At 49.3% G+C, this 24,815-nt stretch carries 22 protein-coding genes and 1 tRNA gene; 13 read left to right on the top strand and 10 right to left on the bottom strand.

What is annotated here, in order from left to right; all coding sequences use genetic code 11:
• Positions 1-13: 13 nt before the first annotated feature.
• The 3 genes from feoB to B5D63_RS15650 form a co-directional block, all read right to left on the bottom strand.
• Positions 14-2,146: a ferrous iron transport protein B gene (feoB, locus tag B5D63_RS15660; protein WP_078669715.1), complete on the bottom strand. Its 2,133-nt coding sequence runs from the start codon at positions 2,144-2,146 to the stop codon at positions 14-16.
• A gap of 150 nt (positions 2,147-2,296) precedes the next feature.
• On the bottom strand, positions 2,297-3,976 hold the full coding sequence (locus tag B5D63_RS15655) for a PspC domain-containing protein (protein ID WP_078669714.1): 1,680 nt from the start codon (positions 3,974-3,976) through the stop codon (positions 2,297-2,299).
• 38 nt (positions 3,977-4,014) lie between these two features.
• The gene (locus tag B5D63_RS15650) at positions 4,015-4,356 is read right to left on the bottom strand and encodes a PadR family transcriptional regulator (RefSeq protein WP_078669713.1); all 342 of its coding nucleotides are present in this window, start codon (positions 4,354-4,356) and stop codon (positions 4,015-4,017) included.
• Positions 4,357-4,745: 389 nt separating this feature from the next.
• Between B5D63_RS15650 and B5D63_RS15645 the strand changes: the two genes are divergently transcribed.
• The 3 genes from B5D63_RS15645 to B5D63_RS15635 all read left to right on the top strand — a co-directional run bounded on the left by B5D63_RS15645 (position 4,746) and on the right by B5D63_RS15635 (position 7,663).
• Complete coding sequence (locus B5D63_RS15645) at positions 4,746-5,039, top strand: hypothetical protein (RefSeq protein WP_078669712.1); 294 nt, start codon at positions 4,746-4,748, stop codon at positions 5,037-5,039.
• A 214-nt stretch (positions 5,040-5,253) separates the two neighbouring features.
• On the top strand, positions 5,254-6,903 hold the full coding sequence (locus B5D63_RS15640; protein ID WP_078669711.1) for a SulP family inorganic anion transporter: 1,650 nt from the start codon (positions 5,254-5,256) through the stop codon (positions 6,901-6,903).
• 85 nt (positions 6,904-6,988) lie between these two features.
• Complete coding sequence (locus tag B5D63_RS15635) at positions 6,989-7,663, top strand: carbonic anhydrase family protein (protein WP_078669710.1); 675 nt, start codon at positions 6,989-6,991, stop codon at positions 7,661-7,663.
• Between the two features lie 217 nt (positions 7,664-7,880).
• On the opposite strand, the gene B5D63_RS15630 is transcribed toward B5D63_RS15635, so the two are convergent.
• The 3 genes from B5D63_RS15630 to B5D63_RS15620 form a co-directional block, all read right to left on the bottom strand.
• Entirely contained in the window at positions 7,881-9,014 is a 1,134-nt protein-coding gene (locus B5D63_RS15630) for a methionine aminotransferase (protein WP_078669709.1), read from the bottom strand.
• A gap of 84 nt (positions 9,015-9,098) precedes the next feature.
• Positions 9,099-10,190, bottom strand: coding sequence for a mannose-1-phosphate guanylyltransferase (locus B5D63_RS15625; RefSeq protein ID WP_078669708.1), 1,092 nt, complete (start codon positions 10,188-10,190; stop codon positions 9,099-9,101).
• The gene (locus B5D63_RS15620) at positions 10,190-11,164 is read right to left on the bottom strand and encodes a KpsF/GutQ family sugar-phosphate isomerase (RefSeq protein ID WP_078669707.1); all 975 of its coding nucleotides are present in this window, start codon (positions 11,162-11,164) and stop codon (positions 10,190-10,192) included. The genes B5D63_RS15625 and B5D63_RS15620 overlap by 1 nt, the downstream gene beginning before the upstream one ends.
• Positions 11,165-11,339: 175 nt before the next feature.
• Between B5D63_RS15620 and recQ the strand changes: the two genes are divergently transcribed.
• The 5 genes from recQ (at position 11,340) to B5D63_RS15595 (ending at position 16,762) form a co-directional block, all read left to right on the top strand.
• Entirely contained in the window at positions 11,340-13,541 is a 2,202-nt protein-coding gene (gene recQ, locus B5D63_RS15615) for a DNA helicase RecQ (RefSeq protein ID WP_078669706.1), read from the top strand.
• Positions 13,542-13,586: 45 nt separating this feature from the next.
• A complete protein-coding gene (locus B5D63_RS15610; RefSeq protein ID WP_078669705.1) occupies positions 13,587-14,351 on the top strand; it encodes a DUF3050 domain-containing protein in 765 nt (254 codons plus the stop codon).
• 84 nt (positions 14,352-14,435) lie between these two features.
• Positions 14,436-14,508: transfer RNA gene (locus tag B5D63_RS15605), tRNA-Phe, on the top strand.
• A 66-nt stretch (positions 14,509-14,574) separates the two neighbouring features.
• Positions 14,575-15,501, top strand: coding sequence for a hypothetical protein (locus tag B5D63_RS15600; protein ID WP_143312931.1), 927 nt, complete (start codon positions 14,575-14,577; stop codon positions 15,499-15,501).
• A 121-nt stretch (positions 15,502-15,622) separates the two neighbouring features.
• Complete coding sequence (locus B5D63_RS15595; protein WP_078669703.1) at positions 15,623-16,762, top strand: DUF8184 family protein; 1,140 nt, start codon at positions 15,623-15,625, stop codon at positions 16,760-16,762.
• 31 nt (positions 16,763-16,793) lie between these two features.
• Here B5D63_RS15595 and B5D63_RS15590 read toward each other — a convergent pair whose 3' ends face one another.
• On the bottom strand, positions 16,794-17,351 hold the full coding sequence (locus B5D63_RS15590; RefSeq protein WP_078669702.1) for a hypothetical protein: 558 nt from the start codon (positions 17,349-17,351) through the stop codon (positions 16,794-16,796).
• Positions 17,352-17,541: 190 nt separating this feature from the next.
• Here B5D63_RS15590 and B5D63_RS15585 point away from each other — a divergent pair, with 190 nt between their 5' ends.
• The gene (locus tag B5D63_RS15585; RefSeq protein WP_078669701.1) at positions 17,542-18,024 is read left to right on the top strand and encodes a DUF4240 domain-containing protein; all 483 of its coding nucleotides are present in this window, start codon (positions 17,542-17,544) and stop codon (positions 18,022-18,024) included.
• Between the two features lie 5 nt (positions 18,025-18,029).
• On the opposite strand, the gene B5D63_RS15580 is transcribed toward B5D63_RS15585, so the two are convergent.
• Positions 18,030-19,496, bottom strand: a complete 1,467-nt coding sequence (locus tag B5D63_RS15580; RefSeq protein ID WP_143312930.1) for a hypothetical protein — start codon at positions 19,494-19,496, stop codon at positions 18,030-18,032.
• A gap of 126 nt (positions 19,497-19,622) precedes the next feature.
• Between B5D63_RS15580 and B5D63_RS15575 the strand changes: the two genes are divergently transcribed.
• From B5D63_RS15575 to B5D63_RS15565, 3 genes are read left to right on the top strand one after another with little or no spacing between them, the layout of a single operon-like run.
• Positions 19,623-20,141, top strand: coding sequence for an RNA polymerase sigma factor (locus B5D63_RS15575; protein WP_078669699.1), 519 nt, complete (start codon positions 19,623-19,625; stop codon positions 20,139-20,141).
• On the top strand, positions 20,122-20,379 hold the full coding sequence (locus B5D63_RS15570; RefSeq protein ID WP_078669698.1) for a hypothetical protein: 258 nt from the start codon (positions 20,122-20,124) through the stop codon (positions 20,377-20,379). Before B5D63_RS15575 ends, B5D63_RS15570 begins: the two co-directional genes overlap by 20 nt.
• 11 nt (positions 20,380-20,390) lie before the next feature.
• The gene (locus tag B5D63_RS15565) at positions 20,391-21,071 is read left to right on the top strand and encodes a ClpP family protease (RefSeq protein WP_078669697.1); all 681 of its coding nucleotides are present in this window, start codon (positions 20,391-20,393) and stop codon (positions 21,069-21,071) included.
• Here the strand turns inward: B5D63_RS15565 and B5D63_RS15560 are convergent.
• Together B5D63_RS15560 and B5D63_RS15555 are read right to left on the bottom strand one after the other, a co-directional pair.
• Positions 21,040-21,573: a hypothetical protein gene (locus tag B5D63_RS15560; protein WP_078669696.1), complete on the bottom strand. Its 534-nt coding sequence runs from the start codon at positions 21,571-21,573 to the stop codon at positions 21,040-21,042. The two genes, B5D63_RS15565 and B5D63_RS15560, sit on opposite strands and share 32 nt — an antisense overlap.
• A 65-nt stretch (positions 21,574-21,638) precedes the next feature.
• Entirely contained in the window at positions 21,639-22,439 is an 801-nt protein-coding gene (locus B5D63_RS15555; RefSeq protein WP_078669695.1) for a lipid II flippase Amj family protein, read from the bottom strand.
• A gap of 216 nt (positions 22,440-22,655) precedes the next feature.
• On the opposite strand from B5D63_RS15555, the gene B5D63_RS15550 reads away from it, so the two are divergent.
• Positions 22,656-24,800 (top strand): alpha-galactosidase, encoded by a 2,145-nt coding sequence (locus B5D63_RS15550; protein ID WP_078669694.1) that lies wholly within the window; start codon positions 22,656-22,658, stop codon positions 24,798-24,800.
• Positions 24,801-24,815 lie beyond the last annotated feature (15 nt).

The following is a 24,815-nucleotide window of genomic DNA, read 5'->3' as shown; positions in this document are numbered from 1 at the left end:
AATGTACAAGATATTATCTGAAGATGTTAAAGATGATCAGACTGCAGACATAGGCCAGGGCAGTCATGTACCCCAGTTGTATGAAGGGTATTTTCCATGATTTTGTTTCCCTTTTTACGATGGCCATAGTACTCATGCACTGCATCGCAAATGCATAAAACAGCATCAGGGAAAGTCCTGAGGCAAGGGTGTATACCGGTCTGCCGTCCGGCCATGTGGCGGACGCCATTTTTTCGCGGAGGGTGGCGTTGTTATCATCGGGATTTTCACCTACACTGTAGAGGGTGGCCATGGTACCTACAAATACTTCACGGGCGGCGAAAGATGTAATCAGCGCAATGCCTATTTTCCAGTCAAACCCCAGCGGGCGGATAGCCGGTTCAATAGCATGGCCAAGGATGCCGGCATAGGAATGCGACAGTTTTTCGGAGCGGAACTCGCGGTCCAGCTCTTCAGCTTCGGGAGAGTCTGCCGGCGCCGCCGCGATCATTTTTTCGTATTTGGCATGCAGCGGCTCCATCCGGGAAGACGGCCCGTAGGAGGCCAGGAACCAGAGGATAACGGATATGACCACGATTACCTTACCGGCGTCGGTGATAAAGATTTTCGCTTTTTCCACCATGGTGGTGCCGACGTTTTTCCAGCGGGGAGCGCGGTATACCGGCAGTTCCATAATGAAATAGCTTTTCTCCTGGATCTTCACAAACAGCTTCATCACGGCTGCAATCAGGATGGCCATAAAGAAACCGAGCAGGTAGAGGCCCATCATCACAAGGCCTTGCAGGCCCAGGAAGCCGAATATTCTTTTGTCGGGGATCACCAGCGCGATCATCATGGTATAAATAGGCAACCGCGCGGAGCAACTCATGAGCGGCGTGACCAGTATGGTGATAAGTCTTTCTTTTTTGTTTTCGATGGTCCGGGTGGCCATAATGGCGGGGACCGCGCAGGCGACACCACTGATCAGCGGCATCACGGATTTACCGTTGAGGCCCACCTGCCGCATAAGGCGGTCGGTGAGGAAGCTGATACGCGCCATGTAGCCGGTGTCTTCCAGTACAGTGATCAGGCCAAACAGGATCATGATCTGTGGCACAAATACGGCAAACCCGCTGATACCGGCCAGGATACCGTTGACAAAGACATCTGTGATCTTATTGTCGGGCAGTACTTTGGTCAGCCAGCCGCTCAATTCGCCGAAACCGGCCTCTATGGCGTCCATCGGGTAGGAAGCCAGCCAGAAGATGCTCTGGAACAGCAGGAACATCACTACCAGCAGGATGACATACCCCCAGAAACGGTGCAGCAGCAGGTCGTCAATTTTTTCGGAGCGCAGCTGCTTCTGTAAAGGGTCGGCTTCCACAACGGAACTTTTCATGATATGCTTGATACGGTTGTATCGCTGCATGATCTCTTCCGCCTGTACTTTTGTTTTATTGAACTGATTGTTTTGCAGTGATTGCCGGATGGCCTGTTTCTGGCCGGCATTAAGGAAAGTCAGCTCATCTGTGTTTACGGCAACATGCAGGGCCCCGTAATCGCTACAGGAGGGCACTACTTTTTTCACGTCTGCTATCACGTTTTCGGCTAACGCGGCATTGGAGATAAAATCGCGGGGAGCGGCGTTATAGTTGCCGCGGGCAGTGAGTTCGATGGTCTTTTTCAGTTCAGCCACCCCTTTATTTTTGCGGGGATTGATGGCTACCACCGGCACGCCCAGCTCTCTTTCCAGCCCGTCGATGTCTATTTCCACCCCTTTTTTGCGGGCGATGTCCATCATAGTAAGGGCGATGATCACCGGGAACTTGAGGTCAATGATCTGGGAGCAGAAGAGGAGGTTCCGTTTCAGGTTGGAGGCGTCGGCTACGATGACCACCATATCGGGGGTGTCTTCGTTTGCCGGATTGATCAGCACATCGTAAGTCACATATTCGTCCGCACTTTTGGGGTACAGGCTGTACGTCCCCGGAAGGTCGATAATGTTGGCCGAAAGTCCAGGAACAATGTTGGCCGTTCCGGTTTTCTTATCTACTGTCACCCCGGGAAAGTTGCTGACTTTCTGATTTAACCCGGTGAGTGCGTTAAAAAGGGAGCTTTTTCCACTATTAGGATTTCCTACCAGCGCGATGTTTATTGGTGCCTGCATTCCTTATCTTATCCTCTTTTTTAATGTTATGTGCCGAATACACAAAGTTAATCATTAATCTTCCCGGGTAATGATCGGATCGGGAAAAAAGAAGCGGGGCAGCCCGGAAAGGCCTGCCCCGCTTCCATTAAAATGGCGGAAAATATATAACTATCTGTGTGTAGTGTCGTTACCCTTGTAGTGATAAGTAGCTTCCGTGGAATCCCGTTGCGCTTTCGTCGTATTGGATTCTTCGGTAACACCATCGGGCGTCATTTTCAGACGGGTGTGATTCCTGTATCCGTCATTGTCCGCATCGATATACCAGTCATCGTCGTTGTACCGGCGGCCGTACTTATCGAAGGAGAAATGGCGGTAGATATCGTCATCTACTTCGAGGTTTTTGCCTACCGGCACTTTCACTACCATTACCAGGCGCTGGCCGCGGAACGTGGAGTGAGGCGGCAGGGAGAACCCTTGCGGGATGTACAGCACGGAGTCTTCCTGTCTGAGGCTGAAGTGGATGTCGCTGGCCAGCTTGTTGGCCTGTGACAGGGTGCGGCCCTGTGAGTAGCGGAACAGTTCCACGCCGAAGCTGTCGTTGGCACTTTTCTCCACCCTCAGTTTCACGATGTTGATCATTGTGGTATCGTCTGCTACCACCAGGTTGTCGTCGAACCAGCTGAAGTCGCCGTTATTGAAGATCCCGGGTGCTACGCGCAGCGTCAGTTTATTTTGTGAAGGCTGTTGAATGGCCACTTTTTCTGCGGACAGGTTACTGCGTCTTCTGAAGTCTTTTGCCAGGGAGGCGCCTACGATGCCGGCGAACACAAGGCCCAGCAGCCAGAGGAAGCTCAGGGAGTAACCGGCATAGCGGTTGCCTTGTTTCATGCCGGTCAGCTTACGGACGATGAAGATCAGCAGCGCTACCACGGGGATACCGATCAGCAGCACCAGCGCAGGCCAGAAGAGGAAGCTCTGTACAGTGTGGGGGGTGAGCAGGAAGTTTTTCAGGGGAAAGAGGGCCGCAGAAGAAATGGCGATCGCTATCCCTGTAACGATCAGGCAGATCAGTATCACTACTGCCAGGAAGTAAAAGAATCCTTTGGTGACGAACACCAGTACTTTTCCCAACCCGTTGACGAGGTTTACAAAAAAGCGTTCCAGATCATTACCCACCTGCTTTCCGCGGCCCTGCGAAAAATTTTGGAAATCTTTTCCTACGTTTTTTCCGACATTTTTCATCTGGTCCTTCATATTGTTCAGTTCTTCCTGAATAGTGGTTTTAATATTATTCAGGTCCACCTTTTCGCCGCGCATTTCCAGTTTCTCTGCCGCTGTATCAGCAGAGGGAGTGGCTACCCAGAGAATGAAATATACCAGTACGCCGGTACCGAAGCCGCCGATGGCCAGCAGTACGAAGATGACACGGAAGATCACAGGGTCTACGTTGAAATAAGCCCCCAGGCCGCCGCAGACACCGCTCAGCACCTTGTTGTCGGGGTCACGGTAAAACCGCTTGCGGGGACGCGGCATAAAAAAGGCGTCATCGTTGGTTGTCTGGGATTGCGCACCGCCGCCGGCCGCAGCGTCGTCAAACTGTTCCGGTGTGCCCATGGATACCTTTACAGCAGCCACGTCTTCGTCGGTAATACAGTGAGCGCCTTTTTTCAGCTTATCCTGGAACAGCTCTGCAATGCGGCTTTCAATGTCGGCCACAATTTCGTCGCCACCCTCTTCTTTGGAGAAGTAGCTCTTGAGGCTGTCCAGGTACTGGCGCAACAGCTCGTAGGCGCTATCCTCGATGGGAATCAGCCGACTCGACAGGTTTATGTTGATAATCTTTTTCATTTGTTGGTTCTTTTAGATTTTAGGTTTAGGTATATAAGCTACAGCGGTGCGCTGTTTTGTTGTGTTAACTGATGGACCGCGTTGGCCAGTTCGTTCCAGGTGCTTTCCAGTTCGCGGTAAAAGGTTTCCCCTTTGTCGGTCATGGAAAAATATTTTCGTGGGGGACCTGAGCTGCTTTCCACCCACCTGTAGGTGAGCAGCTCTGCGTTTTTCAGCCGTGTCAGTAAGGGATATAAGGTACCCTCCAGGATGTCCAGCTTTGCCTCTTTCATCTTTTCTATGATGTCTGACGGGTAAGCTTCTCCTTGCTTGATCACGGACAGGATGCAAAATTCGAGCACCCCCTTCCGCATCTGTGACTGTGTGTTATCAATGTTCATGGCAAGTGAGCTTTAATTTGTATAAATGGTGGTTTTTGATTGGTCTCAGTTGATGGCTTGTACACCTTCCTTCAACTTTACGATACAAAAATAGGAATTATTTACTACTATGCAATACACAATACCATAGAAAGCAAAATAACTTGTTTTGAACATTACTGAGAAAATAGGGCAAACGCAATACTGTAGGGCGTCTTCCCAAAAAAAGATAAAAGCCGGCGAACAAAACAATGTGATGAACGGTAATTATAAAGGATAAATGGAATTTTCGGTTCACGGTACTTTTTTCCGCCACCAGTCATCACTAAATTGCTTTAACATTTTTTTAATTACCGTAACTTAGTATATATGGTTTTGCTCATTTACTTTTGTATCAGCAGTTAATACGCATGAAGAAAATTATCGGCATATTCCTTTTGGGTCTTATGATCTCCCAATTCCTCCCTATCAAGGAGGTAGGAAAGCTGCTGTTTAATAATCAGATTGTAGAAGAGCATCCTGTTGACGCAGCAGGAGACCATGTAAAAATTGCCAAGGAATTAAAATTCTGCAAGCAATTTGACGCACTGCAGTTCAACCCAATATTACTGATCGGCGTTTTGCACCCTCTTTTAATGGAGGATATACCCAGCAACCCAGCCCAGGAAATCCATGCTCCCCCTCCTAACGCATTGATGGCGTAAACACCCTTTTGCTACTGTGAACACAGTCAGCTTGATCTTTCTATTTATTACAAGTCTTTATTCTCAGGCCTTCCAGGGACATCGTGTGTCGTGTATCGAATAACGTGATACCTGCGATGAAACCCCAAAGGGAGTGTCATCTGTAATTATTTCCGCGGTGGTGGCGCAGGCTGCTGTCCGGTATTGCGATCCTTAAACGGAAAAAGCATTTTTTATGAACAAGCAAACTTCGTTATTCTCCAATATTAAGGGGGACTTTTCTGCAGGTCTCGTTGTTTTCCTCATTGCTGTGCCGTTGTGTCTGGGCATTGCCCTAGCCTCCGGCGCTCCGCTCTTCTCCGGTATGATTGCCGGTATTATCGGCGGATTGGTCATTGGATTTTTCAGCGGCTCCCAGCTGAGCGTGAGCGGCCCGGCGGCAGGTCTTACTGCCATTGTGCTGACAGCCATCACCAAACTGGGCGCATTCGACATCTTCCTGCTGGCAGTCGTGATCGGCGGCGGTCTGCAGCTGATCCTTGGTCTCATTAAAGCGGGAACAGTGGCCAACTATTTCCCCTCTAATGTGATCACCGGCATGCTGGCAGCGATTGGTATTATTATCATCCTGAAACAGATTCCCCACGCCTTCGGTTATGATGCCGAAAGTGAAGGCAGCATCGCTTTCTTCCAGGCTGACGGGGAAAATACTTTCAGCGCGCTGTTGTCTACCCTTAACCACATCAGCATCGGTGCGACGGTCATCACCCTCATATCCATTCTTATCATTCTGTACTGGAGCAAGATTCCAAAAGTAAACCTGGTACCAGCACCCCTCGTTGCCGTTATAGCCGGTATTCTGCTGAACCGTGCCTTTGCCGGCAGCGAAGTGCTGGCCCTGGGGACGAACCACCTGGTAAACCTGCCCGTGCCGCAGTCGTTCAACGACTTCCTCGGACAGTTCACCTTCCCTCGCTTCAGCGCCATCACCGACAAGGAAGTGTGGATCACTGCCCTTACCATCGCAATTGTGGCTTCTGTAGAGACGCTGCTCAACGTGGAAGCTACCGATAAGCTGGACCCCCTGAAACGTCACACCTCTCCTAACCGGGAGCTCAAAGCACAAGGCATCGGTAACATCGTGAGCGGCCTTATCGGCGGCCTGCCCATTACTTCCGTTATTGTGCGCTCCAGCGCCAACATTAACGCCGGCGGCCGTACGAAAATGTCTACCATGATACACGGCTCCCTGCTGCTGATCTGTGCGGCCCTGATCCCCATGGTCCTCAACATGATCCCGCTGGCCACCCTGGCGGCAGTACTGCTGGTGACCGGTTATAAGCTGTGTAAGCTGAAGGTCTTCAAAGAGATGTTCAAGAATGGTAAATACCAGTGGGTACCATTCGTGGCCACCGTTGTCGCCATCGTATTCACCGACCTGCTGATCGGTATTGGTATCGGTATGGCCGTGAGCGTACTGGCTATCCTCCGGGGTAATATGAAAAGCTCTTATTATTTCCGTAAAGAGAAATACCAGACCGGCGACAGCATCCGCCTGGAACTGGCGCAGGAAGTGTCTTTCCTCAACAAAGCCAGCATCCTGCTCACACTGGACCATCTGCCTGCTGATACCACAGTAGTGATAGACGCCCAGAAAACAGCGTATATCGACTTCGATATACTCCAGACCATCCGGGAATTTAAAGACATCAAGGCGCCACAGAAAAATATTACTGTCATCCTCACGGGGTTTAAGGACGTATACAAAATCCCTAACACTCCCGGGAGTTTGGTAGAAGAGCATGCCCGTAAAGCCAACGGACATGTACACACTATTGCAGCCGGTAATCACAAGGAGTTACTGAAAGAATTACAGTTGAACTAATATGGCTTAAAGCGTAAACAAGAGGCAAGAGAAACCGGAAACCATGCTCTCTTCCTCCTTCATTCACCCAACAAAACGAACAATCATGAAAACATTGAATAAAGTATCTCAGAGTGAAATTACACCAGGACAAGCTTTGGAATTATTGAAATCAGGCAATCTCCGTTTCGTGGATAATCTCCGCATCAACCGTAACCTGCTGCAGATGGTGAACGATACCCGTGACGGTCAGTGGCCGATGGCAGCTATCGTGAGCTGTATGGACTCCCGTACTTCCGCTGAACTGATCTTTGACCAGGGACTGGGTGACATCTTCAGCATCCGCCTGGCGGGCGCCGTTATCTCCGACAACGTGCTCGGAAGCCTGGAGTACGCCTGTAAAGCTGCCGGCTCCAAATTTATCGTAGTGCTGGGGCATACCAAATGCGGCGCTATCTGCGGCGCCTGCGACGCTGTGGAAATGGGCAACCTCACCGGCTTGCTCAATAAAATCACGCCGTCTGTGTTTGCAGAAAAAACCGTTACCGATAACCGGACTTCCAAAAATCCGGAGTTTGTACAGGCGGTGACCAATATTCACATCGAGCGCTCTGTGCAGGCGATCATGGAACAAAGCCATATCCTGCGCGACATGATCCTGAAAGGGGATGTAGGCATTATCGGCGCTATGTACAACGTGGAAACCGGCATCGTCGACTTTATGGAGCATACGCTGATCCTGAATAACGACAAAAAAGCGGCTCCAGCCATGGCCGTTTAATAAAAAGTCTCCTCAGGAGGAGACGTATGTTTGCTTGTGATATTAATGGGGCGGAGATAACCAAGCCAGGCCGGTTTTTATAGGGGTACCAGTCTGGCGGTTATCGAAGCCCCATTATATTTTGTTATTTGTCTATTTGTCCATTTTGATATTTAGCGGGCTATTAAGAAATCTACATTCCTTAACACAATATCTAAATATCTAAATATCCAAATGACTAAATGTTTTTCAGGCGTGCTGCCGCCTGTTCCAGCGTTGTTTCTTTTTTGGCAAAGCAGAAACGGACCACATGATCATCTTTCCCATCATGGTAGAAGGCCGAAACAGGAATAGCCGCCACCCCAAATTCTTTCGTCAGCCGGATGGCAAATTCTTTGTCCCCTTCCCCCGAGATCCCGTCGTACCGCATCAACTGAAAATAACTTCCCTCACTGGCCAGCGGTGTAAACCGCGATCCATTCATCAACTCCAGAAAATAGTCTCTCTTCTGCTGATAAAATGCCGGCAGTTCCAGGTAGTGCGCAGGTGTTTCCAGGAATTCCGCCAGGCCATACTGCATCGGCGTATTCACAGAAAAACAAAGGTACTGATGTACTTTGCGGTATTCCTTCATCAGGTGTTCCGGAGCCACACAATAGCCCATTTTCCAGCCGGTGTTATGAAATACTTTCCCGAAAGAAAACACCACAAAACTGTTCCTGTAAATGGCCGGGTAGCGTAATACGCTAAGATGGCGGGCGCCGTCGAATACCAGGTGTTCGTACACTTCATCGGATAGTACCAGCAAGTTATGTTCCGCTACCAACTTTTCCAGTTCGGCCATATCTTCTTCACGGAGGATACTACCGGTAGGGTTATGGGGGGTGTTGACCATGATCATGCGGGTTCGGGGTGTTATGTTCCGGCGCACTTCCTGCCAGTCGATCCGGTAATCCGGGAAAGAAAGCGATATCAATACCGGCTTACCGCCGTTGACCAGCACATTGGGGATGTAGCTGTCGTATGCCGGTTCAAAGATGATCACTTCATCACCGGGATGGATATACGTAGCGATCGCCGTATAGATGGCGTAGGTGCCGCCCGGGGTAATGGTGATCTCCGTATCCGGGTTGACGGACCGTTGGTAAAGCCCTTTTATTTTGGCGGCGATGGCGGTGCGAAGCTGCATCAGGCCGGGCATGGGCGCATATTGGTTATGTCCCTGCTGCATGGCCTGGTTGACCATTTCTTTCAGTTCATCGCTGCAATCGTAGTCTGGAAAGCCCTGTGAGAGGTTGATCGCTTTATGTTCCGTTGCCAGGGCAGACATTACGGAAAAAATGGTGGTTCCTGTGTGCGGTAATTTGGACATAAAAAATTACGGATTACGTCTTACAAATTACGGAGTTTACCCCTGTAATTGTAATTCGTGATCCGTAATTCGTGATGATATTGATTACAAATATTTCTCGCCTTTGTTGCGCTTGATTTCCGCCACGTATTCCTTGATCTGTTGTTCATTATCTTTTTTGCAGATCATAAGGACATCCTGGGTGTCTATCACGATAAATTCATCGAGGCCCTGCAGCAGTACCAGTTTTTCGTTTGGCACTTTCACCATGCATTTGGTAGCGTCTATCACTACTACGTTTTTGCCTTGTACTGCGTTGCCGAGATAGTCTTTTTCCAGGTTTTCATAAGCGGAGGCCCAGGTTCCCAGGTCGCTCCAGCCGAAGTTGGAAGGGATGACATACACATTGTCCGCCTTTTCCATGATACCGTAGTCGATGGAGATATTGGTACACTGGGGATAGACTCTTTCGATAGACTCTTTCTCTTCCGGCGTGTTCAGTGCTGCAGCACTTTGTTCAAACAGTTCGTTTATTTCCGGCAGGTAATCGCGGAAAGCGGCAACGATGGTTTTCACATTCCAGACGAAAATGCCGGCGTTCCAGAGGAAGTCGCCGCTTTGCAGGAATGTTTTAGCCAGTTCGAGGTTGGGCTTTTCGGTGAATGTTTTGACTTTATAGACGTTGTCTGCCACCTGTTGAGGTTCATACTGGATATAGCCGTACCCGGTGTCAGGGCGGGTGGGTTTGATACCGAGGGTCACCAGGGCGCTGTGTTTCTGCACAAACAGGAGTGCATTGAGGCAGGCGGAGGTAAATGCCGGTCCGTCCATGATCAGGTGGTCAGCCGGGGCGCAGATGATATTGGCCAGCGGGTCTTGTTTGTGTATTTTATGGGAGATATAGGCGACACAGGGGGCCGTATTTTTACGGGAAGGTTCGCTGACAATATTCGCGGCGCTTACTTCGGGCAGCTGTTCTGCCACTTTACCGGTATACTGCTGATGCGTGACCACGAAAATATTTTCCTTTGGAATAAAGGTGGCGAACCGCTCATATGTCCATTGGAGCAATGTTTTCCCCGTGTTCAGGATGTCCAGGAACTGTTTGGGATTGTCTGTCCGGCTATGAGGCCAAAAGCGGCTGCCAATGCCTCCGGCCATGATGGCCACATAAAAATGGCTGTTCAGTTGTGTCATTATATAATTCCTTCTCTGATTAAATCATGTAAGTGGATCACTCCGCAGTAGCGTTCTCCGTCCATAGCCAGCAGTTGTGTGATGTCGTGCTGGCGCATCATTTCCAATGCGTTGATCGCCAGTTCGTTTTGCTGGATATTTTTCGGGTGGACCGACATGATGTCTTTGGCGGTCACGCCGGCGGTAGCGACATTCTTTTCCAGCATGCGCCGCAGGTCTCCATCGGTGATGATGCCCTGTAACGCGCCGTTTTCATCCAGTACAGCGGTCACCCCCAGCATTTTGGAGGATATTTCCACAATTACTTCCCTTAATGTGCTGGTTAACAATACACTAGGGGCCTGGTGTAATTTGCAGAGGTCTGCTACTTTGAGATATAATTTTTTGCCTAACGCGCCACCGGGGTGGAACTTGGCAAAATCAGACGCCGTAAATCCGTGCCATTCGATGAGGCATACCGCCAGGGCATCGCCCATCGCCAGTTGGGCAGTCGTGCTGGTAGTGGGTGCGAGGTTATTGGGGCAGGCTTCTATGCTTACTGTGGTATTCAGCACATAGTCTGCTTCCTGCGCCAGGAATGAGCTCATATTCCCCACCATGGCCACTAAAGTGTTGCCAAAATTCTTCACCAGCGGCACCAGCACCTTGATTTCGGCAGACGTACCGCTTTTGGAGATACACATCACGATATCGTCCGGCGTTATCATGCCCAGGTCCCCATGGATGGCGTCTGCTGCGTGCATAAACAGCGCCGGGGTGCCTGTTGAGTTTAAGGTGGCCACAATTTTCTGCGCAATAATGGCGCTTTTACCGATGCCTGTCACCACCAGTCTTCCTTTGCATTGGGCGACCAGTTCTACCACTTTCTCAAAATCTGCATCTATAAACTGTTGCAAATCATTAATAGCCGCTGCTTCCAATGCAATTGTGCGTTTGGCTACTGTTCCAATGTTAATGGTTCCATTCCTTTTCATGACGAATTACAAATTTATCATTTTTTAGTCAGCAGCAGTGCGATCATGTAATTTATATTGATACTACGCGCTTTTTTAAGTAACTTCGTGTCCCCTAAAAAACGTATAGAACTATTTCATCATTTGTTGATTCTTTAGAGTTTGAGTTTACCATTCTTTTTAAATTTTGAATGCAATGGCTGTTGTAAAGGTAAGTTTGATGGATGCATTACGCGAACATTTCGGGTTCGATTCCTTTAAAGGAAATCAGGAAATCATTATAAAAAGCATCCTATCGGGAAAAGATACCTTCGTTATCATGCCAACCGGCGGAGGCAAATCCCTGTGCTATCAGTTACCGGCACTGATGAGCCCGGGTTGTGCGCTGATAGTATCTCCCCTGATAGCACTGATGAAAAACCAGGTGGACCTGGTACGGGGTTATAGCAGTAAAGACAACGTGGCGCATTTTCTGAACTCCACCCTTTCCAAGGCGCAGATCAAAAAAGTACGCACCGACCTGCAAACCGGCAAAACGAAACTGTTGTACGTGGCGCCGGAAACACTGACAAAACAGGAAAACCTGGATTTCTTCCGGGAACTGGAAATATCGTTCATCGCGGTGGATGAAGCACACTGTATTTCCGAATGGGGGCACGACTTCCGTCCGGAATACCGCCGGCTCAAAGAGATGATCGACCAGATCAACGATAAACTGCCGATCATTGCGCTGACCGCCACGGCTACGCCCAAGGTGCAGAGCGACATCGTAAAGAACCTGGGATTAAACAATCCCAATATCTATATCTCTTCTTTCAACCGTTCCAACCTGTACTACGAAATCAGGCCCAAACGCAAGAAAGACCAGACGATCAAGGATATCGTTAAATATATCCATCAGCACAAAGGCAAAAGCGGCATTATCTACACGCTCAACCGCAAAACCACCGAGGAGCTGGCCGATATGCTGACTGCCAACAATATCAAGGCCGTAGCTTATCATGCCGGTCTGGACCCCACTACCCGCGCCCAACGGCAGGATATGTTCCTGCACGAAGACGTGGAAGTAATTGTGGCCACCATCGCCTTCGGGATGGGCATCGATAAACCCGACGTACGATTTGTGATCCACTACAACATTCCCAAAAGCCTGGAAAACTACTACCAGGAAACCGGTCGCGCCGGCCGTGATGGCCTGGAGGGCAACTGTATCTGCTACTATTCCCATAAGGACGTACAGAAACTGGAACACCTGATGCGCGATAAACCCCTCAGTGAAAGGGAAATGGGCGCGCAGCTGATCAACGAAACCGTAGCCTACGCTGAGAGCGCCGTATGCCGCCGTAAAGTGATCCTGCATTACTTCGGGGAAAAATACGAAACGAAAGATTGCGGACAGTGCGACAACTGCCGTAACCCGAAAGAAAAAATAGAAGTAAAAAACAGGGTGGTGATCGTGCTCAAAGCCATCAAAGCCCTGGAAGAACGCTTCGGCAGCGAATATGTGGTCAACGTGATCACCGGCAAAACCAGCCCGCAGATCTCCACCTACCGCCACGACCAGCTGGACATCTTCGGCGAAGGCAAAGAATTCGACGCCCATTTCTGGAACTCCCTCCTCCGGCAGATGATGCTGGAAGGCCTGATCGAAAAAGACATCGAAGAATACGGCCTGCTAAAGGTGACGGACAAAGGCAAAAAATTCCTCAAAAAGCCCTACTCAATTATGGTGGCACTCAATCACCAGTTTGACGAAGACGGTATCGAAGACGAAGAGGAAGCCAATGCAGAAGCCAACGCCTCTGCCGATCCGGTGCTGTTTGAAATGCTGAAAGAGCTGCGCAAAAAAGTTTCCAAAGAGAAAAACCTGCCCCCTTTCGTGATCTTCCTGGAAACATCCCTCGAAGACATGGCCACCCAGTACCCTACTACGGTACAGGAACTGGAAAAAATCCAGGGTGTCAGTAAAGGAAAGGCTATCCGCTACGGTAAACAATTCATCGACGTTATCGCCAAATACGTGGAGGAAAACAACATCACCAAGCCGGATGACTTTGTGATGAAAAGCGTTGTCAACAAAAGCGGTATGAAGGTGTTCATCATTCAGAACATCGATAAAAAAATCCCGCTGGAAACCATCGCCAAAAGCAAAGAGCTCACGATCTCCCAGCTACTGGATGAAATGGAAACCATCGTGGCCAGCGGTACCAAGCTCAACCTGGATTATTGTATCGACGAGGAACTGGACGATTACGCCCAGGATGAAATCATGGAATACTTCAAAGGTTGCGAAACTTCTAGCCTGGCGCTGGCCCGGGAAGAGCTGATCGAAAACGATTACACGCTCGAACAATTAAAACTGGTCCGTATTAAGTTCCTGGTAGAATACGGCAACTAATGCAGTTTACCAGTCATGTGAAACCAGTGAATCAACAGTCATAGAATGAACATCGAGAAAATACAGGAAACCATTTCCGCCAACAGGGGAAAAGTTATTTCCCATCCTTTATACGCATCCCTCGAAACCCTTGACGATATCCGTCTTTTCATGGAATACCATGTGTATGCCGTGTGGGATTTTATGTCGCTGCTGAAAGGCCTGCAGCAACAACTGACCTGTGTACAGGTACCCTGGGTGCCTGTAGGCAATGCCGCTACCCGCTATCTCATCAACGAAATCGTTACCGGTGAAGAAAGTGATATAGACATGAACGGCCAGCGTTGCAGCCACTTCGAATTATACGAAAAGGCAATGGAACAGGCAGGCGCCGATACCGGGCATATAAAGGCCCTTATTGCCGCTATCACTGCTGGCACGCCGGTACATACCATTCTGGCAACATCAACGCTCCCTGAGGCTGTAAAAGGCTTTCTCGGCTTTACCTTTGATGTGATCGCCACGGGCAAGGCGCATGTCATGGCGGCCGTCTTCACCTTCGGCCGTGAAGATCTCATCCCCGACATGTTCCACGAACTGGTAAAAGACCTCGACCGTAAGTTCCCCGGCAAACTGGGCACTTTCATCTACTACCTCGAAAGACACATCGAAGTAGACGGTGATCATCACAGCCAGCTGGCCATGCAGATGGTACAGGAACTTTGTGGCGACGATCCGCAGAAATGGGAAGAAGCCGCCGAATATGCCGCTACATCACTGTTCTGGCGCGCTCAACTGTGGAGCGGTATCGTTCAGGAAAAAGTTTTTTAAAAATTTCTGAAGAAAAATTTTGCAATTATAATTTTTGTCTTACTTTTGCAATCCCTTCACGAGAGGGACACAAAAAAAAGACATGGTGCGGTAGCTCAGTCGGTAGAGCAAAGGACTGAAAATCCTTGTGTCGGCGGTTCGATCCCGCCCCACACCACAGAAAAAAGATCATCATTCACTGATGATCTTTTTTATTTTTAACCCTTTGTATACCTATACCAATATGTTTTCTATTCTACCCTGCCGGTTGATGCGGTTATTCATTGCGCTGTGTTGTGTCTCCTTTTTATTTAGTTGCCATCCGCCACAGCGACCAGTAAGAGAGAAAAAAGATTTCCTCGCAATCGTAAAAGCCAGAACAATGGTGTTTATCGTTCCTGATAAAGAACTTCCTTATATGGAAGACTATAAACAACTATTACCACAGGTATGGACGATCTCTCCTGTCAAAGTTGTGACCTATAAGGAAGCGGCCTTGTATCCGGCGGCATCGGAACATTACACCTATTTTACCCTGCACCAAGAGGTGATAACGCACAGATACGGCACCAACACCTATGTGAACATGGCGCTTGATGTTCCATATAAGGAAGCAGGTAAAAACCGGTTAAAAGTGAAGCAACTTGGCTTGGTAGATATGTATCCTGAAATAGGCTCGATGGGAATACAAAACACCAAAACGATTATTGAGCAGATGTATACCCAATATAACATCCGCAATTTTAGCCTGCCCTATATGCTGGCCTATCTGAAGTTTACACAGGAACAAATAGAGACCGGAAGCAAGCTTAATCTGGCCGATCCGCTTGCAGACAAGGTACTCCTCGCACAATTAAAAAAAAGCACGCTCTATGTGCCGGACAGTCTCATTTATCACCGTAATATTTATGCCGGCGGTAAAGAAAAACGGCAAAGCGAAGATCTGTTTTCCGAATACAAGGGTAAATTCCAATTTATCGCTACTGCCGACCTGATTAAGCTCCTTAAAGAAAAGAAAAATGAACCTCTTTTTCTTTTTGAATACGTACAAAACAGCAACACTAAACTGATACGTGTATTGGAGCTACGCACTCTTAGCACTGCCTTTAGATTCAAAAGCGCGCTTAGTTATAATCTCAAACCCAAAGATATGAAACTTATCCTCCGATAAAAATGGGCTTACCAATACTAAATCATCCGATAACCGGAAAGTTGAAGTCCACAGAAAAAGATCATCATTCACTGATGATCTTTTTTTATTTTTACCCCTTCAGACTTACACCCAGCACAAAATGGAAACCATTGTTCCTGAAAATATCAAAGACGATAAACAACAGATCATCACCCGGATGTATACAGACTTGGAGAACACCGCCGCAGCGGACAGGTTTTACACCACCCGTAATATCGAAGACTGCTCCGCCGATCTGGACACCTACATCAAAAGACTGTCGCAAAGCGCGGACAGCAAAAGCATCGCTAAAAGTATCAAATGGATATTCCGGTCACTGTCTACCTTTAAACAGGAAGAAGAGGCCCCTGAATTCCTATGGGGCTTCATTTACAACGGATACACGAAAGAACTGACCGACTTTATCCTGAATACGGCCTTTGCATTTGGCCTGGAGAAAGGAAAACCGAAGACGATCAAATCGAAGATAAGCTACCTTACCCATCATCCGCATTCAATAGACCTGTTCAGAATTTACATCGGCTCCACGTCGAAAAGCGGTGTCATCCTGAACTATAATCAAAAAAGCTCGCTGTTTGAATACCTGGAAAACCCATACGGGGAAAGCTATGCCCTCCCGGTTTTCGACCTGGTGATCAATGAGGACTATACAGCGCTCTCTTTTAACGTACTGGCTTCCGGCGCCTACAAGACCATCACACTGAAAGCCTGGCAACCCACCGACAGCGTCCTGTTTAAAGCCATCCACGATCTTCATAAAAGTGAACAGCTGAAAAGCAGTCCCCTGCCAGATTATTGCGAACTGGAGCTGGAGCTGACCGAAGGTGTGCTAACAAGACTTACCACCCGGAACTATGACGCCAATAACCGCATCATCAATATGTACACGGAAGGTGCGGGGATGAAGATTTTTGTGCAGGAGCTCGACGCCAATAACTGCTTCCAGAACAGCGATAACATGGCTCCCCATCCGGAGATTGTGGATGAAAAGTTTGTGATCGTGGATGCCGTACCCCATTGGAAGTATTATGAAATTGAGGATTTAGACATGCAGCAGGAGGTTATTTCCGTACGCACAAAGCCGCAGCAATTCGAATATGAGAATGATGAACGAGTGAATGTTATCGCTCACCCAATACCTTGCAGGACGATTCAGCACCCCATTAAATCATACGCCTTTATAAAGACGCTGCTCCACGAGCTGCTGCCTTTAAGACAACCGTTTAAGTCCCGTTTTTAGCGCTTTTCCGATGAATCCATACCCGGCATTTTTATGGCTCCGGTTCCGGCAGCTTCTGCACCACATCATAAGAATGTAAGATGTCGTATCCGAAAAATCCCCTGCTATAGTCTATCACCACATATTCTGCTGCTATCACCTGCGGATACCGCGCAAAATCAAATACCAGCTCCTTGTCCACCCCCTGATGATGAATAATGATGGAAGGCTTCTCCAGTCTGGTGATACGCCCGGTGCTGTCTATTGCCAGGTGTTTGCGCTTTATGGGTACCACCAGCCCTTCATCTACCGTACTGGCGCCGTAATAATTGATCAGCAAAAAGAGGAACGCCACCATGCCGCCGTATGCCAGCAGGCTGTTGGACAACGCATAAAAGAAACCCCTGATACCATACACCCGGTTATAGTGCTTACGGACCGCCACAAATGCGATCATCCCCGCGAGGAGGACTACGCCTGCCGGTATCAGCAGGGAGATAAAAGTATGACGGTAAAGCAGATACGCAAATACCATCAGTATAATCCCTGTTACTAACAGAAATATATATACGTTCTGATAAAAACCCTTTCCGGAAAAACGTGGTGTCATGTGAAATAGTATTTCATGATGGATAGGTACTGTAATTTACAACTCCCCGCGATTAAATGGTGCATCTACTGCAAACCTGTTACAGCAGCGGTTTCTGTACCTTTTGTTACGCATATCCAGTACGCAGCCCCCTCCTACCTTTGACCTGTTAGCTCGAAAATTTCTTTTTCACCCATTTATCTCTTTCGTTATGAATGAAGCCAACTTCTGGCAGCTGATAGAAACTGCCTGGTCATCATCTCCCGAACTCAATGCAGCCCGCCGGCTTGCTTTAAGGACCAACGATCCCTTCCTGCTCGAATCCCTTAGTTACGAACTGACCGATGTTATCGGCGAAAACCTCCGCCAGCAGCTGGAAACACTGGAGAAGCCCGCGTTGACGGCTTTCATCCTCCTGATGGAGGAAAAACTGTATCACATTGACAGACACGAAGTTCAGCAATACACCGACGGTGCTGACGATGGCTTTCTTTACTGCCGCTGCTTTATCGTGGGCATGGGCGAAGCCTATTACAACGGCATAGACAGCAACCCTGCGCTGGCCACCATGGACGTAGAAGCGGAAAGCATCGGTTTTATCGGTTACGAGGTTTACCTCGATAAGTTTGGAGAGCCTTTTTCCCGCAACACCCGGTATTGTATTGAAAGCGGCTCCAACAAAAAGGGTTGGTGATCCTGTCATTGTTCATAAATAATCCGGATCATATTGTTCCGTTTCATGTCTGTACTCAGGTCCACCCGGCGGCTGATCTTATCGAATAGCAACCGTAATGCAGCCGTATTGGGCGGTATGCGCCCCAGGTTATCTGCCATGAACTGCAGCCTGTTTTCGCCCGGTAGCAGCGTGATTTTCAGTTCCTGTATCTGTTTCTTCACCGGGAAGCCGCTGACGATCCATTTTTCGTTGAGCCGCAGGGAAATACTGTCTCCGTCTTCTGTCTGAGCGTCCCAGAGTTCCAGTGTAATTTCCTGCTGTTTCACTTTGATGGTGGTCACCCATTGGTCTTTCCGGCTGGTGGCGGTGCGGGTGAGCGCTGCGGTGTCCCTTGCCGGCGGCTGTAACGGGGGAATTGCCGGTGATACAGTGTCCGGTGACGGTTTGCCTGCCACCGGCCTGCGGTACAGCTGCGCCACCAGGAAAGTAGCATAGGCATTGGAGCGGTCGCTGAAGTCAAAGCTGTATTTTTTACCGTCTATTTCCACGCGCATGTCGCCTGTATTGGGCGGCAGGCGGCCGTAGTTGTCTGCAAAGAACGCCAGCAGGTTCATGCCGGTATCCAGCCGTATCCGCTGTGACTGTGTCTGCTCGTTGATTTCCTGCGACCGGAGCAGTGTCCGGCCGTTGTGCACCAGCGTAACCGTGTCTTTATCCAGCTGATCTTCATCTACAATGGTCAGCTGTCCCGTACTATCGTACACGTCTATACGATCATATAATCCGAGGTAGATGGAGTCCCTGTCCGGATCTACCATTTTCTGTGCCGCCGGCGCCGCCCATGGCTGATGGCTGATTTTTTTCAGCTGTATGGGATTGCGGTACAGCATGTCCCGCAGGGTGACTTTGGTGCTGACGAAAATTTCATCATCGTCGTAGAGGCCTTTCATGAAAATACCGAAGTCTTTTATCCACATTCGTTGTATGTCCATCACCGGCATATCATTGCCTTTCCGGGAATAATTGAAGGTGCCGTTGAGGTATAACATCCAGATCCCCAGCTTGAAGGGAGTTTCCTTCACGGGATACTTCCCTCTGCCGATGCCCAGTTGCTGCTCATTTTTCCGGACCAGTAACAGGTAGTACTCTCCGTGAAACGATCCGTAATTCAGCGATAACAGCGCAGGATACAGCATGTTTTGCCTCGGCAAGCCTATCTGCAACTGCATGGTCACCGCAGGAATGTGCGGCCAGGGTTTGTAATCCACTTTCCAGCTGCCGGCCCACTGGTCCGGAACAGCCGGGGCGGTGTTACCCGTACGATAAGGTGGCACGCCGGTGGTTGTCCCGGTCGACTTGCGGCCCTCCGTTCCCCTGCTTTTTCCCGTGGCCCCTGAAGATCGCGGCATGGCATTGCCCGCCTCCTGGCGCGTTTGCGCTAAAGCGCACTGTACTGTCAGGCAAAGAAGGAATATAATAAGGCTTCTCATATATGGCTCGTTCGTTAACAACAACTTAGTGCAACATACATGATCCCTTCCGAATCATCCTTGTTTTTTTTATTTTCAGGGTGATATTTCCGCGATTCTCGACACTACTCTGTAAACGAAGATTGTATGACCATGCATAACGATCCCATTTTTGAGTCGGTATACCGGGATACCCTTCCTAAAGTGGCAAGGATGGTACACCGTATGGGTGGTGACCTGGATACTGCCAAAGATATTTTTCATGATGCGGTGATCATCTACCTGGAGAAAAAACAACAAAACACCTCTTTCATTGTTTCAGACCAGGCTTATATCATGGGCATCGCCCGGATACTTTGCCTGCGCCGCCTGAAAGACGACCGCCAATATGTAGCCTTTCATTCGGCTGAAGGTGATGATGTTATTCCGGCTGACTTTTACGATCCGCCGCCAGTTGCCCATCCGGTGATCACCTACCTGAAAAACGCCGGCAGAAAATGCCTGCAGCTACTACAGGCGTTTTACTATGACAGACTGCCGATGTCTGAGATAGCCCGGACGCTGCAATACAAAACGCAACATGTGGCTACCGTGCAGAAATACAAATGCCTCGAAAAAATCAGGGAACAGGTAAAACAAACACAACATGAGGAAGCAGCTTTGTGAAATCAGGGATATCGAACAATACCTCGAACAGCAGCAGGATACCGCTGATCAACGGGTGTTTGAGGCCTGCGAACTGACCTCTCCTGAACTGGCTGCAAAAGTTAGTTATCAGCGGAAAATAATACAGCTCGTACGTTGGCTGGCACGCCGCAACAGGCGCCAGCAGCTGGACGATCTGTATCAGCAGCTGATGACCGACGAAACATACCGTCAGAAAATCACTTCCATCTTCCAATAATCCTTTTACATATGGCTTTTTTGATTCCTACCGTCATTGACGGCGATGGCCGCAATGCCTTTGACATATACAGCCTGCTCCTGAAAGAGCGCATCATTTTTCTCGGTACAGCCATCGACGACCAGGTGGCCAACCTGATCGTAGCTCAGCTGCTGTACCTCGACAGTATCGGGCACCAGCCTATCAGCATGTATATCAACAGTCCCGGCGGCGCTATTTATTCAGGCCTCGCTATCTACGACACCATGAAAATGCTGAAGTCGCCTGTATCCACCATGTCCATGGGCTTCACCGGCAGCATGTCTACCGCCATCCTTACTGCCGGTGCAAAGGGACAGCGGTACGCCCTCCCCCATGCCACAATACACATGCATCCAGCCGCCGGCGGCGCCAAAGGCTACACCGAAGATGTGCGCATCGCCTACCGCGAACAGGAACGGCTGCAAAGTCAGCTCTTCTACCTGCTTGCCCAACATGCCGGCAGAAGTACAGAAGAGATAGCAACCGCCTTCGAAAACGACCACTTCATGAATGCTGTCGAAGCACAGGCTTTTGGCCTGATAGACCAGGTACTTGGCAGTACGGAAGACCTCATTGCTCTCGAACATTCCCCGTTCCGGGTGGCGCTCATGCAACCGCTGCTAACAACCGGAAAAACGCTTACCGGTGGCTCCCGGCCAGCACGCTCCTGATCACCGTGGTCACCTCCTCCGTTCGCTGCTGAAAACGCAGCGGCGAACGGGTCACCAACCGGTCAAAGTAATGTATACGTCCGTTCCCGATGGCTGCCAGTAAGGGTTCCAGCGCCTCCTCGGTCAGCACCCGTTTATCCTCCCAGCTACCCGCCAGCACCAGGTAATGCACCAGGCACCCGGACGCCTCCAGGTACTGCACGACCCGCCGCGCATCCCGCCGGCCTCCATCCAGGATAAAGCTTAACATCAGCATAAAAGCCGCAGAAGAAAAAATATGCTTACTCATTACGTGACTGAGATGTGTGCATAACGTATCAGATGCACCACGATGATTGGTCCTGTTGATCACTACAAACTTATTTTCCGGAAACGCAACGGGTATAAAAGGGTCTTTCAGCGGAAAAAAATTCTTTCGGGCAAAGATCTCCTGCAATACCTTTCGTTTACCAACGTTAGGATAACCAACAATAACAAAAAGTGGTTGGGGGTTAAAAAACATGCTTCAAAAAAAAGCATTTTTTTTTATTGAAATGTTAATCAGTTCTTAACGTTCAAAGAAAAAAATCACACGTATTCCGCCAGTTTTGCTATCAGCATGGCCCCCGGCAACAGCAGCAGCTGGGCCAATAAAGTGCCCGCTACACGGGCAATCACCATATAGGTGATATACTGCCGGAAATAACTGACACTCACTTTTCCCAATACCACATCATCCGTTAGCACGGAAGAGTGCGGATCTATAAAAAGCACCATCAGCAACGTCGCTACGCCATTGATAACGCCGGATAAATTGCTGGCAGTGGTCCTGTAGTCAGGATTCAGGTACGCAGCATATACACAGCAGAGCACACTGATGGTCATAATAGCCGTGGCAACCAGGTTAAACAAAAACATCTTTCTCGGAAACCCCTTCACTGGATGTAATCCTGTAATACTTCCCCTGGAAGGCATCCTCAGGTTCTCTTTGATAAACTGCATCCCTGATCCCGAAAAGCCAAGATAGAAGAGCCGGGGAACAGAACGGTGCACACTAAAATGTTCTACGGCCTTTGACAACATCCGCTGAAAAGAAGGTATCAGCGCCGCACCGATCACCGAACCAATCGTACAGGATAAAATAATAAGCCGGAAAAGTCCTTCGTTGCCCGTCACCTGCCGCTTTAACTCCTCCTCCACCGTTTTGGCCAGCAGCGGCGCCTGGAAAGTATTGGCGGTACGGGATACCAGCACCAGTATATTAAAAAGAGAGAAAGTAATCGCTATCCTGCCGGTCGTTACCCCAACGGTCCTTACAGCAAAAGATAAGGTTACAATCAGGTTGATAACGGCTGTCAGTACCAGTACAATGATGATCTGCGGCGTCATGGAGAGTCGTTTTAAATCCTCCCCAAACTACGGATTATTCTGTTTTTAAACTTTTCACCGGCGTGGTGACCGCCAGTTTGCAGGCCATCCCCGCACTTATCCGCACGTATTCGTTCGCAACTGCACAAAACAACCGCTTTCCGGTAAATTATCATCAGCTTTTCTGATCAATATTTGTATTTTGTACGCTTATTCCTCCGCGTTAAAAAATAACACATGAAAAAATTGCTCTGCATAGGGCTGCTGCTGCTCTCCCATAGCGTTTTCGCGCAGCGTCAACAGATACGGCTTGCCACCAGGAATATCAGCCTGGTTTATAACGTCAATCCCCAGGGCCGGCTGGTACAGCAATACTTCGGACGGGCATTGCAGCCTGCTGAAGCCGACACCGCCGCCCGGAACACCCAGGAAGCCTATACTACCGCCGGTATGGAAAGCCTGCTGGACCCCGCCATACGGATCGTGCATAACGACGGTAATCCCTCACTGGAGCTCAAATACGTCTCTTCCCGGACTGACAAAAAAGATAATAATGTCTCCACTACGGATATCATACTCAAGGACCCCGTATATCCGGTAACCGTTACCCTGCATTTTGAGACCTTCTTCCAGGAAGATATGATCAAGGCGTGGACAGAAATCAGGCACACGGAAAAACAACCTGTGTTAATGACCGCCTATGCTTCTTCCATGCTGCATTTTAATGCTGCCCGTTACTGGCTGACCCAGTTCCATGGCGACTGGGCCAAAGAAGCTAACATGGTGGAAGAAAAACTGACCAAAGGCAATAAAATACTGGACAGCAAACTGGGTGTACGTGCCAATATGTACCAGTCGCCCATGTTCCTGCTTTCCCTCAACGGCGCCGCCAATGAAAACACCGGCGAAGTGCTGGCCGGCACGCTGGCCTGGACCGGCAACTTCCGTTTTGGCTTTGAAGTGGACGAAAAAAACGCCCTGCACGTGAGCGCAGGCATCAACCCTTACGCCAGCGACTACACGCTGCAGCCCAATGAAGTATTTACTACGCCCGCTTTCCTCTTCACCTGGTCCGACCATGGCAAAGGCCAAACCAGCCGCAATTTTCAGCATTGGGCGGTAAACTACGGTATCCTCGACGGACACACGCCGCGACTCACCTTGCTGAACAACTGGGAAGCCACCGGCATGCACTTCGACGAGACTAAACTCACCAGCCTGTTCAGCGGCGCAGCCAAACTCGGAACAGACCTCTTCCTGCTGGACGACGGATGGTTTGCCAATAAATATCCCCGCGATGCGGACAACGCCGGCCTCGGCGACTGGGACACCAATAAAGATAAACTTCCCCATGGCCTGGGCTACCTGGTAAAAGAAGCGGAAAAACAGGGCGTGAAATTCGGCATCTGGCTGGAACCGGAGATGGTTAACCCCAAAAGTGAGCTGTACACCAAACATCCTGATTGGATACTGCGTCTTCCCAATCGTGAAGAGCACTACTATCGCAACCAGCTGGTGCTGGACCTGGTCAATCCTGCCGTACAGGATTTTGTATTTGATATCGTGGATAAAACAATGCGTGAAAACCCTGGTATCGCCTACATCAAATGGGACTGCAACCGGATGATGACCAATTCTTACTCCCCTTACCTGAAGGGAAAACAATCCCATCTTTTTATTGACTATACCCGCAGCCTTTATAAAGTGCTGGAAAGAGTGCGCGCCAAATACCCGCATCTTCCCATTATGTTGTGCTCCGGTGGCGGTGGCCGTACGGATTACGGCGCCATGAAATACTTTACGGAATTCTGGCCCAGTGATAACACCGATCCGCTCGACAGGATTTACATTCAATACGGGTACTCCCATTTCTTCCCGGCCAACACCATGGCGGCACATGTGACCAACATGGGCAAACAATCCCTGAAGTTCCGTACGGATGTGGCCATGATGGGTAAATTGGGTTATGATATCAAAGTAGACGATTTCACACCACAGGAACTGCAATTCAGTCACGATGCCGTAGTTACGTATAACCGTTTACGTGACATCGTTTGGTATGGCGACCTCTATCGTCTTGTTTCTCCCTACGGGCAGCCTCGTGCAGTATTTCAATATACAAGCGCTGACAAACAAAAAGCTGTAGTATTTCATTATCTCATGAATACCCGCCGGGTGGATGTTTTCCCGGTGGTGAAGCTACAGGGACTGGACCCTAGCAAGAACTACCGTGTCAGTGAGACCAACCTTTTTCCCGGAACCAGGTCAGCTTTCGGCAACCAGGTATACAGCGGAGATTTCCTTATGAATACAGGTATCAGTCTAACACCCGGCAGGGTAAAACCGCTGAGCAGCAATATACTGGAGGTAATAGCAGAGTAATGCAAACGGGCCGGA

The organism is Chitinophaga eiseniae (assembly GCF_900167135.1).
Lineage (GTDB): Bacteria > Bacteroidota > Bacteroidia > Chitinophagales > Chitinophagaceae > Chitinophaga > Chitinophaga eiseniae.
Note: the sequence above shows the minus strand (reverse complement) of the source record. Positions and strands in the feature narration are given on the sequence as shown.

Excerpts from the sequence above, each read along its gene's own strand:
- feoB (WP_078669715.1), bottom strand. The coding sequence starts at position 2,146 with ATGCAGGCACCAATAAACATCGCGCTGGTAGGAAATCCTAATAGTGGA.
- B5D63_RS15655 (WP_078669714.1), bottom strand. The coding sequence starts at position 3,976 with ATGAAAAAGATTATCAACATAAACCTGTCGAGTCGGCTGATTCCCATC.
- B5D63_RS15650 (WP_078669713.1), bottom strand. The coding sequence starts at position 4,356 with ATGAACATTGATAACACACAGTCACAGATGCGGAAGGGGGTGCTCGAA.
- B5D63_RS15645 (WP_078669712.1), top strand. The coding sequence starts at position 4,746 with ATGAAGAAAATTATCGGCATATTCCTTTTGGGTCTTATGATCTCCCAA.
- B5D63_RS15640 (WP_078669711.1), top strand. The coding sequence starts at position 5,254 with ATGAACAAGCAAACTTCGTTATTCTCCAATATTAAGGGGGACTTTTCT.
- B5D63_RS15635 (WP_078669710.1), top strand. The coding sequence starts at position 6,989 with ATGAAAACATTGAATAAAGTATCTCAGAGTGAAATTACACCAGGACAA.
- B5D63_RS15630 (WP_078669709.1), bottom strand. The coding sequence starts at position 9,014 with ATGTCCAAATTACCGCACACAGGAACCACCATTTTTTCCGTAATGTCT.
- B5D63_RS15625 (WP_078669708.1), bottom strand. The coding sequence starts at position 10,190 with ATGACACAACTGAACAGCCATTTTTATGTGGCCATCATGGCCGGAGGC.
- B5D63_RS15620 (WP_078669707.1), bottom strand. The coding sequence starts at position 11,164 with ATGAAAAGGAATGGAACCATTAACATTGGAACAGTAGCCAAACGCACA.
- recQ (WP_078669706.1), top strand. The coding sequence starts at position 11,340 with ATGGCTGTTGTAAAGGTAAGTTTGATGGATGCATTACGCGAACATTTC.
- B5D63_RS15610 (WP_078669705.1), top strand. The coding sequence starts at position 13,587 with ATGAACATCGAGAAAATACAGGAAACCATTTCCGCCAACAGGGGAAAA.
- B5D63_RS15600 (WP_143312931.1), top strand. The coding sequence starts at position 14,575 with ATGTTTTCTATTCTACCCTGCCGGTTGATGCGGTTATTCATTGCGCTG.
- B5D63_RS15595 (WP_078669703.1), top strand. The coding sequence starts at position 15,623 with ATGGAAACCATTGTTCCTGAAAATATCAAAGACGATAAACAACAGATC.
- B5D63_RS15590 (WP_078669702.1), bottom strand. The coding sequence starts at position 17,351 with ATGACACCACGTTTTTCCGGAAAGGGTTTTTATCAGAACGTATATATA.
- B5D63_RS15585 (WP_078669701.1), top strand. The coding sequence starts at position 17,542 with ATGAATGAAGCCAACTTCTGGCAGCTGATAGAAACTGCCTGGTCATCA.
- B5D63_RS15580 (WP_143312930.1), bottom strand. The coding sequence starts at position 19,496 with ATGAGAAGCCTTATTATATTCCTTCTTTGCCTGACAGTACAGTGCGCT.
- B5D63_RS15575 (WP_078669699.1), top strand. The coding sequence starts at position 19,623 with ATGACCATGCATAACGATCCCATTTTTGAGTCGGTATACCGGGATACC.
- B5D63_RS15570 (WP_078669698.1), top strand. The coding sequence starts at position 20,122 with ATGAGGAAGCAGCTTTGTGAAATCAGGGATATCGAACAATACCTCGAA.
- B5D63_RS15565 (WP_078669697.1), top strand. The coding sequence starts at position 20,391 with ATGGCTTTTTTGATTCCTACCGTCATTGACGGCGATGGCCGCAATGCC.
- B5D63_RS15560 (WP_078669696.1), bottom strand. The coding sequence starts at position 21,573 with ATGTTTTTTAACCCCCAACCACTTTTTGTTATTGTTGGTTATCCTAAC.
- B5D63_RS15555 (WP_078669695.1), bottom strand. The coding sequence starts at position 22,439 with ATGACGCCGCAGATCATCATTGTACTGGTACTGACAGCCGTTATCAAC.
- B5D63_RS15550 (WP_078669694.1), top strand. The coding sequence starts at position 22,656 with ATGAAAAAATTGCTCTGCATAGGGCTGCTGCTGCTCTCCCATAGCGTT.